This is a genomic window from Asaia platycodi JCM 25414, assembly GCF_000614545.1.
In the GTDB taxonomy this organism is placed as follows: Bacteria; Pseudomonadota; Alphaproteobacteria; order Acetobacterales; family Acetobacteraceae; genus Asaia; species Asaia platycodi.
This window is the reverse complement of sequence record NZ_BAKW01000006.1, coordinates 84,217-97,395: the sequence shown is the minus strand read 5'-3', so window position 1 is coordinate 97,395 and position 13,179 is coordinate 84,217. Positions and strand designations below refer to the sequence as shown.

At 60.4% G+C, this 13,179-nt stretch carries 8 protein-coding genes and 3 pseudogenes; 9 read left to right on the top strand and 2 right to left on the bottom strand.

Annotated elements, in window-relative coordinates:
- Window positions 1-6 precede the first annotated feature (6 nt).
- The 5 genes and pseudogenes from tatB (at window position 7) to JCM25414_RS23325 (ending at window position 4,870) form a co-directional block, all read left to right on the top strand.
- Complete coding sequence (gene tatB, locus JCM25414_RS07000; RefSeq protein WP_025841163.1) at window positions 7-639, top strand: Sec-independent protein translocase protein TatB; 633 nt, start codon at window positions 7-9, stop codon at window positions 637-639.
- Window positions 636-1,414: pseudogene (tatC, locus tag JCM25414_RS18040) on the top strand (twin-arginine translocase subunit TatC). The gene tatB and the pseudogene tatC overlap by 4 nt, the downstream one beginning before the upstream one ends.
- A gap of 22 nt (window positions 1,415-1,436) precedes the next feature.
- Window positions 1,437-2,698: pseudogene (serS, locus tag JCM25414_RS18035) on the top strand (serine--tRNA ligase).
- Window positions 2,699-2,843: 145 nt separating this feature from the next.
- Window positions 2,844-4,580, top strand: a complete 1,737-nt coding sequence (dld, locus tag JCM25414_RS06985; protein WP_035442831.1) for a D-lactate dehydrogenase — start codon at window positions 2,844-2,846, stop codon at window positions 4,578-4,580.
- Between the two features lie 128 nt (window positions 4,581-4,708).
- The gene (locus JCM25414_RS23325; protein WP_159101723.1) at window positions 4,709-4,870 is read left to right on the top strand and encodes a hypothetical protein; all 162 of its coding nucleotides are present in this window, start codon (window positions 4,709-4,711) and stop codon (window positions 4,868-4,870) included.
- A gap of 700 nt (window positions 4,871-5,570) precedes the next feature.
- Here JCM25414_RS23325 and JCM25414_RS18030 read toward each other — a convergent pair.
- Window positions 5,571-8,047 (bottom strand): annotated as a pseudogene (locus tag JCM25414_RS18030) (helicase-related protein).
- Window positions 8,048-8,148: 101 nt separating this feature from the next.
- Between JCM25414_RS18030 and JCM25414_RS18025 the strand changes: the two are divergent.
- From JCM25414_RS18025 to gorA, 4 genes are all read left to right on the top strand, one after another.
- Window positions 8,149-9,342: a S10 family peptidase gene (locus tag JCM25414_RS18025; protein ID WP_242403415.1), complete on the top strand. Its 1,194-nt coding sequence runs from the start codon at window positions 8,149-8,151 to the stop codon at window positions 9,340-9,342.
- Window positions 9,343-9,364: 22 nt separating this feature from the next.
- A complete protein-coding gene (locus JCM25414_RS24750; protein WP_242403414.1) occupies window positions 9,365-9,808 on the top strand; it encodes a hypothetical protein in 444 nt (147 codons plus the stop codon).
- A 117-nt stretch (window positions 9,809-9,925) separates the two neighbouring features.
- The gene (locus JCM25414_RS06950; RefSeq protein WP_025841157.1) at window positions 9,926-10,810 is read left to right on the top strand and encodes a ferredoxin--NADP reductase; all 885 of its coding nucleotides are present in this window, start codon (window positions 9,926-9,928) and stop codon (window positions 10,808-10,810) included.
- Window positions 10,811-10,910: 100 nt separating this feature from the next.
- Window positions 10,911-12,302, top strand: coding sequence for a glutathione-disulfide reductase (gene gorA, locus JCM25414_RS06945; RefSeq protein ID WP_025841156.1), 1,392 nt, complete (start codon window positions 10,911-10,913; stop codon window positions 12,300-12,302).
- Window positions 12,303-12,338: 36 nt separating this feature from the next.
- Here the strand turns inward: gorA and JCM25414_RS06940 are convergent, their stop codons facing one another.
- Window positions 12,339-13,169: an alpha/beta fold hydrolase gene (locus tag JCM25414_RS06940; RefSeq protein WP_025841155.1), complete on the bottom strand. Its 831-nt coding sequence runs from the start codon at window positions 13,167-13,169 to the stop codon at window positions 12,339-12,341.
- Window positions 13,170-13,179: the final 10 nt, after the last annotated feature.

The window sequence follows — 13,179 nt, the reverse complement described above, 5'->3', positions numbered from 1 at the left end:
GGGAAGATGTTCGATTTTAGCTGGTCGGAAATTGCGCTGATAGTCATTGTGGCGCTGGTTTTCATCGGCCCCAAGGACATGCCGACCGCCATCCGGGCCGTCAGCCGGGGGCTCAAGGCCATACGTCGCATGGCGTCGGAATTTCAGGGGCATGTGGACGAGATGGTGCGGGAAGCCGATCTCGGCGAGGCGCGCGATCATCTGCGCGATCTCAAGCGTTTCGATTTCCGTGACCGCATCGCCCGCACGATCGACTCAGACCAGACCATCAGCAAAAGCCTCGATTTCAGGCCGCCGCCATCTCTGTCTGCGCCTGCATCGGCATCGGTTGCGTCAACGGCTCCTTCCGTCATTCCGGTCAGCGGGCCGGGCGTCAGCAACACCGAGACCGCTCCGGCCCGGCAGGAAGAGGCGCTAGCCCCTGCTATTCTGCCGCCTTTGACGGCGCGCCGCCTGAATCATGAAAAGACACTCTGGCACGCGCCTTCGGTCATACCGCCATTGCGTGTCATCCATAACGGGCGGCGCGTCGCGCTCGACCCACCGCCTGAGGCGAAGACAAATTCGAGCCAAGAGGCCGAGACGCCTGTATTGCCGCTTGCGACCCCAACACAGCCAGATTGTCCGACCGCGCCATGACGAATGAAAACTCCCTCGACGACAAGGCGATGCCGCTGCTCGAGCATCTGGTCGAACTGCGCAAGCGCCTCATCTGGTCTCTGGCGGCGTTTATCGTCGCCTTTCTGGTCTGCTATCACTTCTCGGAGCAGATCTATCTCTTTCTGGCCGACCCATTGGCCAAGATCATGCGCCAGCAGGGCGAGCAGCCGCATCTGATCTATACGGCGCTTTCAGAGGCGTTTTTCACCTATGTGCGCGTTGCGGTCTTCGGGGCGATCTTCCTGTCGTTTCCGATTGTGGCCATGCAGGCCTGGATTTTCATCGCGCCGGGTCTTTACCGCAATGAGAAGCGGGCTTTTGCCCCGTTCCTGATCGCAACCCCGCTCATGTTCCTGCTTGGCGCGACCATGGCGTATTACTTCATTTTTCCCATCGCCTGGCGTTTCTTCCTGTCCTTCCAGACAGCCCCGGCGGTTCTCATGGCATGCATATCGAGTTGCAGGCCAAGGTCTCGGATTATCTCTCTCTTGTGATGAAGCTGATCCTTGCCTTCGGTGCCGCCTTCGAGTTGCCCGTGGTGCTGACGCTTCTGGCGCGTGTGGGAATCGTCACCTCGGCAGGGCTCAGGAAATTCCGTCGCTATGCCATTGTCGGGGCAACGGTCATCGCGGCGATCCTCGCGCCGCCCGATGTGATCACCCAGGTGGGTCTCGCCGTGCCACTGATCTTTCTGTATGAAATCTCGATCTTTACGGCACGCCTGGTCGAGCCACGCGCTATTGCGATCGACTAGGCTTTAACGGGAAACGACTACGATGCATGACTTGCGCGCCCTCCGCGCCGATCCGGCCGGTTTTGATGCCGCTCTGGCCCGTCGTGGCCTGTCGCCCGTCGCCGGTGATCTGGTTCGTCGCGATGAGGAGCGCCGTGCTGCCCTTCAGGTGCTTCAGGAGCAGCAGGCCCAGCGCAAGGTGCTGGCGAAGGAAATCGGCCTGGGCAAGAAAACCGGTCAGGATACGAGTGCGCTCGAACAGCAAGCCGTCGAGCTGCGCGATCATATCGCTGTCCTCGAAGCCACCGCCTCGCAGATCGAAGGCGAGATCAGCGGCGTTCTCGCCAGCCTGCCCAATCGCGTCGATGAAACCGTGCCCGACGGGCGCGATGAAGAGGCTAATCAGGTCGTTCATCAATGGGGTGAGGTACCGGTTTTCGATTTCGAGCCGAAGCAGCATTTCGAACTCGGCGAGCAGCTCGGTCTGATGGATTTTCCCGCAGCCGCCAAGCTTTCCGGTGCACGTTTTACCGTCCTGCGCGGCGCGCTTGCCCGTCTGGAGCGGGCGCTGGGTCAGTTCATGCTCGACACTCACACCCAGGAATTCGGCTATAGCGAGACCATCGTGCCGCTGCTCGTCAATGATGCGGCGATGTATGGCACCGACAAGCTGCCGAAATTTGCTGAGGATTCCTTTCAGACGACCGATGGCCGCTGGCTGATCCCGACGGCTGAGGTGCCCCTGACGGCGAGCGTGGCGGGCGAAATTCTCGACGCCAAATCGCTGCCCTTGCGCATGACGGCGCTGTCGAATTGCTTCCGTTCCGAGCTGGCTCTGCCGGGCGCGACGTGCGCGGCATGCTGCGCCAGCATCAGTTCAGCAAGGTCGAGCTGGTGTCCGTCACCACCCCGGAGGCGAGCGCGGACGAGCATGAGCGCATGACGCGCTGCGCCGAGAGCATTCTCGAACGCCTGAATATTCCCTATCGCCGTATGCTGCTTTGTGCGGGCGATACCGGGTTCGGTGCCGCCAAGACCTTCGACCTCGAAGGCTGGCTGCCGGGGCAGAAAGCCTGGCGCGAGATTTCTTCCTGTTCCAACACGCGCGATTTTCAGGCGCGCCGCATGAATGCACGTTACCGTGCCGAAAATGGTCCGGCTTTCGTGCATACGCTCAACGGCTCGGGCCTTGCGGTCGGTCGCACATTGATTGCGGTCATGGAAAATGGCCAGACGGCAGAGGGTGCTATCGAAATTCCGGCGGCTCTTCAGCCTTATATGGGCGGACTGACCCGCATCTCTTGACCCCTATGCGACGCCCCGGTTGCCGGGGCGTGACAGGGCGAGGCGGCTTCTTGCGAGGTCGCTTTTTCCTGTTTGGCATGAGTGCCGAACGATCGATGCCGGGGCGGAAACGGTCTGTGGCATCGCCAAGCGAAGGAAGACGATCATGCGCCTGACAGAACCCACTTTGCACGCAGACAGGCTGCTGGTTCTGCTGCGCCAGATCGTCGGCACGCCGCATGTGCTGGTCGCGCCCCATGCTACCGCACCCTATACGAAGGGGTATCGCTTCGGTTCGGGTAAGGTACGGGCCGTCATACGCCCGCGTACCCTGGTTGAATTCTGGCGTGTGGCCGAGCTTTGCGTGGCTGCAGACCAGATCATGATCGTTCAGGCGGCCAATACAGGCCTGACGGGTGGTTCGACCCCGGATGGCAATGATTACGATCGTCCGGTCATTCTGATCAACACGCGTCGTCTGCGTGGCATGCATCTGCTCGGTGGCGGCAGACAGGTGATCTGTCTGCCTGGCACCACCTTGCACAAGCTCGAAACCACGCTCGCCCGTCATGGGCGTGAGCCGCATTCCGTCATCGGCTCTTCCTGCATCGGGGCGTCAGTTTTGGGCGGGATCAGCAATAACTCGGGTGGTGCGCTGGTGCAGCGCGGCCCCGCTTATACCGAGATGGCCCTTTTCGGTCGGGTAACGGCAGATGGGCGGCTCGAACTCGTCAATCGTCTGGGCGTCAAGCTCGATAGCGACCCGGTCAAGGCGCTTGCCCGGATCGAGAGCGGTGCATTCAGCAAAGACGAGATCGAGTGGCTCGATGCCAAGGGCCATGATGACCGCTATGTCGGTCATGTGCGCGATGTCGAGGCCGATACGCCTGCGCGCTATAATCAGGATAAGGCGCGCTGGTTCGATGCTTCAGGCTGCGCGGGCAAGCTGATCGTGTTTGCCGTGCGTGTCGATACCTTCCCGGCAGAGAAGAACAGCCAGGTCTTCTATGTTGGCACCAACAGCACGGCGGCACTCGAATCCCTCCGCCGTCATCTGCTGACGGCCTATGATGAAGTGCCGATTGCAGGCGAATATATGCATCGCGACGCGTTTCGCATTGCTGAGGCCTATGGTCGCGATACGGTGGCGCTCATCCGCTATGCCGGAACACGCGCCATTCCGCGCCTTTTCGCCGCCAAGGCCTGGCTCGACGATTTTTTCTCAGGGATGAGCTTCCTGCCGGAAAATCTCACCGACCGTCTCATGCAGAAAATCGGGCGTTTTCTCCCCAATCAGATCCCTGAGAAAATGCGGGTTTTTGAGCAGCGCTTCGAGCATCATTTGATGCTGCGCGTGTCAGCCGCTCTGTCGCCGAAGGTACAGGCCCATCTGGAAACCCTTACGGCAAAAGGCGAGGGAGGGCAGGAAGGGATCGGTTGGTTCGCCTGCACCGAAGATGAGGGCAAGCGCGCTTTTCTGCATCGTTTCGCAGCAGCCGGAGCAGCTCTGCGTTATCGCAGCGTGCTGGGCCATAAGGCTGGTGAGATCGTGGCTCTCGACATCGCGCTGCGCCGCAACGACGCGCAGTGGTTCGAAAAACTGCCCAAAGCGCTCGATGCTCGTATCGAACACAAGCTCTATTACGGGCATTTTCTGTGCCACGTGATGCATCAGGATTATGTCTTGAAGCCGGGCGAGTCAGCCGAGGATGTCGAACACGAGATGCTCAACCTGCTCGATACGCGCGGGGCGCGCTATCCGGCAGAGCATAATCTCGGTCATCTTTATAAGGCGGGCGAAGAAATACTTTCCCATTACCGGGATCTGGACCCGTGCAACTGTCTTAATCCCGGTATTGGAAGGTCGACAAGGAAGAGAGACTGGAGAGCGGAACTCGTCTGAGAGGAAGAGACAATGGGCGGCCCAGCGTTTCCTTGATCGAGAAGGAAAATCGCTGGGCCTGAGCGCATATTTACGGTGGCCCGACACCTTTATATTTGGCATCTGCGGAGAAAACCCTGACGGCGTTCATGGTTTTCGAAAATAATGTGCTTACGGAAAAACCAGACGACATCTCGGTATTCCTTCTTCACATGGCGCAGGATGCGCCCTATTTCGCGTTGGCCGTGCTTTGCTTCGTTCCTGCCAAGACCCTTGCTGGTTCTGGCGCCGGAGTGGCGGCAAAGGGTTAAGGGAAAAGAGAAAAAGGTTGAGGGTAAAAGAGGCGTTTGTGATCCTGTAGTCGCTCTAGTCTCAGAGAGAGACCATAGTGATCTCCCGGCCCCTTACGGGGGGCCTATCCCTCGACACTTGGTATCTGCGAAGAAAACCCGGAAAGAGGCCGTAGTTTTCGGCGGAAATGTGCTTACGGAAAAACCAGACGACATATCTGTATTCCTTCTTCACATGGCGCGAAGTGCGCACTATTTTGCGTTGGCCGTGCTCTACTTCATTCTCCGAAGTGGTTTTCGAAGAATTATTTGAAGCAACCTCGGTTGCCGCAAAGAAACGCTAGCGCGGTTTTTGTGAAGAATGGAAGAACTTTCTGCGTCGTTTTAGCGAAAAAATGCATCTTCCCGACACGGCATCGCGTGGTTTCCCAGGCGGGAGAAGGCTTTGAGCGGCAAAAAACATGCGAAAGAAAAGTCGGCCAGGCGAGTCGAACCAATACAATATGCCCTGATTGGCGCTTGAAGCCGTACGCGATGGCATTGTCCTGTTCTCAGGCGCAGCCCTGTTGGGGGCGTGAGTAGGCGATGCTGATCTCTGCCCCAGATCCAGACGCAGACCCAGGCGAAGGCTTGTGAGGCCCATGCCGCTCTGCCAGGCGTACAGATCAGCTACCCACCGACTTGCACGCCCTCTTTCTGGGTTTTCAGGGGCGGGCCGGTATCAGCCGCGCCCACGCCCGCGCTTTTTTGCTGCCTTGGCGTTTCTCGCTCCGTGTTCGTCTCGGGAGGCGCCTGAGTCGCGTTCAGCGTTTCCTTTGCCGAAGGGGCGTTTCCCTCCCGGCCTCGGGGCTCCCGGTCGTTGGCCTCCGGGTCTCTGGCCTGGCCCGCCGCGCTTTTGATGCTCTCGTTCGCGGCTCTGCTGGCGCAGTACGGCCTCGATCCATTCATTGAGGGCAGTCGTGTTGTCTTCTGCCGTCTGTTTGTCGGTATAGGCGTCGGCAAAGCGCAGCGAGAGCCAGCGCCAGGCGACGAGGCGCTTATGGCGCTTCTCGGCGCGCTCAAGCTCTTCGCGCCCCGCTTGGGAGGCTGAACGAGACGTCCCGTGCCCGGCGGCGGTACACGGCGCCCGGCTGCGTGATCGCTGGCCCAGCCGACGAGGCGGGCGATGCCGTTATCGCGCTCATCGATCGGGCACATCGCATAGACCAGCGCTGAGTGAGGCTGAGTCCCTCCACACCTTCCAGGGCCGAGGCGATCTCGAAAGCCTGATCCATATCGGCAAGGCGATAATTCGGGTCATCGGCGCGCAGAACGGCGCGTTTGATACGCACCAGAACGCCGTAAAGACTATCCGTCTCGATTTCTTCGGCCACTGCCCGCACGATATCGGAATCTGGCTGAACGAGCGGACGCAGCTCGGTAATCGGCTCTGGCGGTGCGGCCAGCATCTTGCGTATATGCGCAGGCGTTCCCGCCTCGCCCAGAACGGCCACGATACCGTTTTCATGATGGCCATAGCGCCCGGCGCGCCCGCCAATCTGCTTGATTTCCTGCGCCGTCAGGTCGCGTGTCTGCTTGCCGTCATATTTGCGCAGGGCGCTGAACACGACGCGCTTGATCGACAGGTTGAGACCCATGCCGATCGCATCTGTCGCAACGAGAATTTCGGCCTCGCCATTATTGAAGCGTGCCGCCTCTGCTCGGCGCACTTCCGGCTGAGCGCGCCATAAACCACGGCGACACGCTTGCCGAGAGTCAGCAGCTCGGCGCGCAGATCCAGCACCTCACGGCGCGAGAACGCGATCAGCGCATCGCCGGCTTCGAGGTCGCGCAGCCTGACCGGGGCGCTCGCCGCACGCAGGGGCGATTTGCGTTCCAGCGTAATTTCGTCAAGCGGATCGTCGCAGAGTTCCGCGATGCGCCTGATGAGCGGAATGCAATCCGGTGCGCCCAGAATATAGAGATGACGGGCCGGAACGCCCATGATCGCCGCCGTCCAGGCAGCGCCACGGTCGGGGTCCATCAGCATCTGCGCCTCATCAATCAGCGCGACATCGACTGGGTTGTGAAACGGGCACATTTCGACCGTCGCCGCCAGATGGCGCGCACCGGGAAAATCAATGCGCTCTTCGCCCGTGGCCAGAGAAGCAGGCACCCCGCGTGAAAGCAGCGACTCGCGAAATTCATGTGCCAGAAGACGCAGCGGTGCGAGGGCCAGACCGCTCTCTGCATTCGCCAGTGCGTTGAGCGCTGTATAGGATTTGCCCGAATTGGTCGGCCCCGTGACGAGTGTGATGCGTCGCTTGAGCGAGCGGGCGGTGCGAAAATGCGCGACATAACGATCGAGTGCCGCAACGCGGGCGATAACGGCATTACCGACCTTGCGGCCCGTGAGGCAGGGGTGCCCCGCGCCCCGCCGCGCCATTCCGCAAGCTGCGGGCGCAGACGCTTGAGAATCTCGGGGTCGAATTCGAATTTTTCGGTGCCGTCCGGCTGCGGTGTGCGCCGCGTGACCGGCAGGCGGTTTTCGGCAATCCAGCGCAGCGCCTCGCGGGGCGTACAATGAAGGATTGTCGGCACCTGATCGAAGCCGACAAGACTGTCTTCCCAGGCTTTGAGACGCTCGTTTTCGCGCTTGCGACGCGCCTCGGCACGCGCCTCGATCCGCTCTTCTTCCTCGCGACGGGCTTTTTCGCTCGCGATCAGCTCGGCTTCGAAACCCGTATCCTCGACGCCAAAAGCAGAGGCGACGATCTGCGCCAGGCGGTCGATCTGCCCGCCGGACAGGAATGTCCCGGCATCGCTCAGATCGGCCTGAACGGCTTCGAGCACATCACGCGGCGTATGGCCCATCTCGCGCAGGCGCCCGGCCAGCGTGTCATCCAGCGTTGAGCGCAGCAGCGGCATTTCGGCGCGCGGGTCATGAACGCGGCCTACAGCATCGAGAATATCCGCCTTGCCGACCCAAAGCTCACCGGCGCGCCGCGTGGCATTCATGAGCTGGGCTGCCCAGTCCTTGCGACGGACATCGCAGAGCAGACGCTCATATTCCGATGGAAGGATGCGCTCCGCCCCGGGCACCAGATTGCGGGCGATCAGCTTGAGAAGGCGCGGCTCCTCTTTGGGCGTGGGAGAAAGGCCAGTATCCTCGATGGCCAAAGCGAGAGCATGATCGGCGGGGGAGCGTGCAGAATCCATGACTCTGTTTGTGCGTTATGGCGCGGTTTGCTGCAACGGCAGACTTGTCCAGCCGCGCGTTTCGTTCTCCTATACGGTCGCGAAACGATCTGAAGGAGCTCATGGTGCGGTTCAAGCATGCCCCGAAACTCTCTGCCATTCTCGGTCTGACGACCCTTCTCGCAGGCACGGCCCTCGCCGCGCCTGATATGCCGCCGCCGCATATGGGGCCGCCGCCGCCGTTCGGTCCCGATGGCGGCCCCGGTGGGGTTCAGGGCCCGGCGTTCCTGATGAAGCCCCAGCATGTGCTGAGCGATGGCAGCGTGACCATTCGCGGTCAGGCCATTCCGTATCAGACGGAATCCGGCACGCTCATCATCCATCCCGCCGGATGGGACGACGCCAATCCAGACCCCAAGGCGCCTCAGGCCGTCGCGTCCGTTTTCTACGTCGCCTATTTCAAAAAGGGCGCGCATCCTGAAAACCGCCCGATCACCTTCGTTTATAACGGTGGCCCCGGCTCTTCCACGGTCTGGCTGCATATGGGCGCGCTCGGCCCCAAACGTGTCTTGACGGTCGACGATCAGCCGACACCTGCCGCCCCCTACAAGGTGGTCAATAACGATGATTCGCTTCTCGATGCGACCGATCTCGTCTTTATCGACGCACCCGGCACCGGCTATGGCCGTGTGATCGGCAAGGATCGCGACAAGGCGTTTTACGGCACCGATCCCGATGCCGCCGCTTTCACCGATTTCATCGCGCAGTTCCTGTCGCGCCATGGCCGCTTCAACTCGCCCAAATATCTCTTTGGCGAGAGCTATGGCACGACCCGTTCGGCTATTATCGCCAATGCGCTACGTGAAGATAAGGGCATCGACCTCAACGGCGTCATCCTGCTGTCGCAGATCCTGAATTACGGCAATTCCATCGACCGGGCGCAAAACAACCCGAGCAATGACCAGCCTTATGTACTGGGTCTGCCCAGCTTTGCCGCAACGGCCTGGTACCATCACAAGCTGCCCGACCAGCCTGCCGATCTGAAGGCGTTTCTGGCAGAAGTCGAGCATTTCGCGCTCACCGACTATACTTCTGCCCTCCAGGACGGCACGGGCATCAGCGACGACAAGCTGAAAGCGACGGCAGAGAAGCTGCATCGCTATACGGGGTTGCCGGTCGAGTACATCATCAAGGCCAATCTGCGCGTCAATGGCGGCGAATTCGCCAAGACCCTGCTTGGCGATCAGGGCATGGATACGGGCCGCCTCGACAGCCGCTTCTCCGGCCCGAGCATGGACGCTGGGCCAGACACCTGAATACGACCCGCAATCGGCTGCCATGGAATCCGCCTATGTGGCGGCCTTCAACGACTACGCCCACACGACACTGCATTACGGCGCCGATCCGTCCTTCGGCGATGGGTATATGGAATATCGCGTCAGCGCCCATAGCATCGGCAAATGGAGCTTCACGCATAAGCAGCCCGATCAGCGCGGACAGGCGCGTGGCGAGCCGAACGTGCTGCCCGATCTGGCGGCGGCGATGAAGGCCAACCCGGCGCTTCAGGTGATGCTGAACCAGGGCTATTACGATCTCGGCACGCCTTATTTCGAGGGCGTGTATGAAATGCGCCATCTGCCGATCCCGCGTGCGCTCGCGAAGAATATCGAGATCAAGCAATACGCGTCAGGCCACATGGTTTACGCGCATCTGCCTGCTTTGCATGAAATGCACGATAATGTTTCGCAGTTTATCGCAAGGACACATCCAAAATCGTCGTAATATTTTAGAACAGACAGGGGTGTGGGGTTTTCAAAGGGCGAGAGGATGTTTTAGAAATTTCGCCACTTTGGGCGGTGTCAGACCGCCCGCCCCCTGCTTCCTTGCGAAAGAGTGCCGATGAACGCGCCTGTCTCACTGCCGATGCCAACCATTGCCGAGCCGCTTTCGGGGCTCCTTCCTGTAGAAGGCCATCCCGGCCAGTATCGTCTGGCGCCGCCCAGCAAGGAATACGGTCACCTTCAGGCCTGTGAGGTGCTGAGCGTCCATCACTGGACCGACCGGCTTTTCACCTTCACCTGCACGCGTGACCCCGGCCTGCGCTTCGAGAACGGTCAGTTTACGATGATCGGCATCGAGGTTGAGGGTAAGCCGCTGCTGCGTGCCTACTCCATCGCCTCAGCCAACTATGAGGAAGAGCTGGAGTTTCTCTCCATCGCGGTGGAAGATGGCCCTCTGACTTCGCGACTGCGCCACGTCAAGGTGGGCGATACGGTTCTGGTCGGCCGCAAGCCCGTTGGCACGCTGCTGCTCGACAATCTGCGTCCGGGCCGTAATCTCTATTTCCTCTCGACCGGCACGGGTCTCGCCCCGTTCATGAGCCTGATCGAAGATCCCGAATGCTATGAGCGTTACGAAAACGTGGTACTGAGCCACACCGTGCGCGTGTCGGGCGAGCTGGCATATATGAACCATATTCGCCACGATCTGCCGAACCATGAATTCCTCGGCGAATTCGTGACCAGACAGCTTAAATACTATCCCGCTGTCACGCGTGAAGAATATGCGGTGACCGACCGCATCACCACGCTGATCGAGAACGGCAAGATCTTCGAAGATCTCGGCCTGCCGAAGCTCGATCCTGAGCATGACCGCGTGATGATTTGCGGTTCGCCCGAAATGCTGGCCGATACCGAGAAGCTTCTGGTTGCGATGGGCTTTGACGAAGGCAACATGAACAAGCAGGGCTCTTACGTCGTCGAGAAGGCTTTTGCGGAACGTTGAGCCTCTCCCGCCCGTTCTGAATGGGCGCAGAACAGAATAGCGACGATATGCGCGGCTGGAAGTTTTTCCGGCCGCGTTTTCTTTTTTGGAGACAAGCTTCATGCCGGATTTCGATCTCTTCGTGATAGGTGCCGGGTCGGGCGGCGTGCGCTGCGCCCGTATCGCCGCACAAAACGGTGCCCGTGTCGGCATTGCCGAAAGCCGCCATTGGGGTGGCACCTGCGTCAATCTCGGCTGCGTTCCCAAGAAGCTGATGGTCTATGCATCAGAAGGGGCTGAGGCCGCTGACGATGCCCGTGCCTATGGCTGGGATGTGACGATCGGCGCTCATGACTGGCCTCGCTTCATCGCCGCCAAAGACAAGGAAATCACGCGTCTCGACGGGATCTACAAATCCATGCTCGACAAGGCGGGGGTCGGTCTCTTTACCGGTCGGGCAAGGCTGATCGATGCTCATACGGTCGAGATCGGCCCGGGCCCGCTCGATGAAAAAGCGACGCCCCAGCGTATCACGGCCGCGAAGATCGTCATTGCGACCGGTGGTCGCCCCGTGCGCCCGCCCATCGAAGGGGCGGAACTCGGGATCATCTCCGACGAGGCGTTTCATCTGACCGAACGACCCGGGCGCGTCTGCATTATCGGCGGCGGCTATATCGGCGTTGAATTTGCCGGCATTTTCGCTGGTCTCGGGTCGAAGGTCGATCTTGTTTTCCGTCAGGAGCTGCCCTTGCGCGGTTTTGATCAGGAATTACGCGAGAAGCTGCTCGAAGCCCTGCCGAAACACGGTATCACCGTCCATGCGGGTGTTTCACCGGAAAAGATCGAAGCCCTTGAGGACGGAGCGCGGCGGGTCAGAATTTCCGATGGCACACAAATCGAGACCGATTGCGTGTTTTTCGCGACGGGACGCAAGCCGAATGTCGAGGGGCTCGGGTTGGATGATCTCGGCGTCAAAACCGAGAAGGGGGCCGTGGTGGTCGACGCGCAATCGACCAGCTCCGTGTCTAATATCTATGCCATCGGCGATGTCACCGACCGGATCAATCTGACCCCGGTAGCCATAGCCGAAGGCCATACGTTGGCCGAGCGTCTGTTCTCCGGGCACGCGCCGCGTGACTGGGCTTATGACACGACGCCCAAGGCCGTGTTCTTCTCCGAAACGCTGGCGAGTGTAGGGCTGACGGAAGAGGAAGCCGCCAAACAAGCGGATCTCGATGTGTTTACGGCGTCCTTCCGCCCATTGCGCCAGACATTGATCGGGCGCGACCGCAAGGCGTTCATGAAGCTGATCGTCGAGCGCGACAGCCAGAAAGTCGTGGGCGCGCATATGATGGGCGACGCCGCCGCCGAGCTGATGCAGGGCGTGGCCATCGCCGTCACGGCGGGGCTGACCAAGCGCGATTTCGACCGCACGATCGGCATTCATCCGACAACGGCGGAAGAATTCGTGACCATGCGCAGCCCGACCCGTCAGGTCAGCCGCACGGCGTAGGAACTTCCCCGGCCCGTAATGGGCCGGGGGAAACAATCAGAGCTTCGTGCTGGCGAGGAAGCTGAGCAGATCGCGATTCAGGGCCTCGGCATCGGTCGCAAACAGACCGTGTGGAGCGCTGTCATATTCGACATAGCGCGCATGGGGCACCATCTCGCTCACGCGCTTGCCAGTCAGCTCGTAAGGCACAGTCTTGTCGCCCGTGCCATGGACCACCAGCACCGGCAACGTCAGCGCTGCGAGATCGGGGCGGAAATCGGTGCGGCTGAAGCTGTCGATACAATCCAGCGTTGCATTCGGGCTGGCCATCATGCCGAGCGTGAAGCTCCAGTCGATCAATGCCTGACTAACCGGCTTGCGGATCAGGCTGACGCCGTAGAATCCCTTGAGGAATTCGGCCAGAAAATGGAAACGGTCGCGACGTATCTGTGCCTTGAAATCGGCAAAGACATCGACCGGCACCCCATCGGGATTGTCATCTGTCTGAAGCAGGAACGGCACGACAGACGCGATCAGGCCAACACCGGCAAGACGCGTCGTGCCAAAGCGGCTGACATAGCGTGTCACCTCGCCACCGCCCATCGAGAACCCGACCAGGGTGAGATCGGTCAGGTCGAGATGATCGATCAGCTCGGCAAGATCTGCGGTAAGCGTCTCGTAATCATAGCCGCCGAAAGGGTGGCTCGACTGGCCGAAACCACGACGGTCATAGGTGATGACGCGATGGCCTGCTTCGAGCAGGGCCAGCGTCTGATATTCCCACATATCGCCAGTCAGCGGCCATCCATGCACCAGCAGAACAGGGCGCCCGGCACCCATATCCTTGTAATGGAGGCTGTTTCCGTCACGTAGTTTCAGCGAGGGCATGGTCGCGTCC

Excerpts from the sequence above, each read along its gene's own strand:
- gorA (WP_025841156.1), top strand. The coding sequence starts at position 10,911 with ATGCCGGATTTCGATCTCTTCGTGATAGGTGCCGGGTCGGGCGGCGTG.
- dld (WP_035442831.1), top strand. The coding sequence starts at position 2,844 with ATGCGCCTGACAGAACCCACTTTGCACGCAGACAGGCTGCTGGTTCTG.
- JCM25414_RS06940 (WP_025841155.1), bottom strand. The coding sequence starts at position 13,169 with ATGCCCTCGCTGAAACTACGTGACGGAAACAGCCTCCATTACAAGGAT.
- JCM25414_RS23325 (WP_159101723.1), top strand. The coding sequence starts at position 4,709 with ATGGTTTTCGAAAATAATGTGCTTACGGAAAAACCAGACGACATCTCG.
- JCM25414_RS06950 (WP_025841157.1), top strand. The coding sequence starts at position 9,926 with ATGAACGCGCCTGTCTCACTGCCGATGCCAACCATTGCCGAGCCGCTT.
- JCM25414_RS18025 (WP_242403415.1), top strand. The coding sequence starts at position 8,149 with ATGGTGCGGTTCAAGCATGCCCCGAAACTCTCTGCCATTCTCGGTCTG.
- JCM25414_RS24750 (WP_242403414.1), top strand. The coding sequence starts at position 9,365 with ATGGAATCCGCCTATGTGGCGGCCTTCAACGACTACGCCCACACGACA.
- tatB (WP_025841163.1), top strand. The coding sequence starts at position 7 with ATGTTCGATTTTAGCTGGTCGGAAATTGCGCTGATAGTCATTGTGGCG.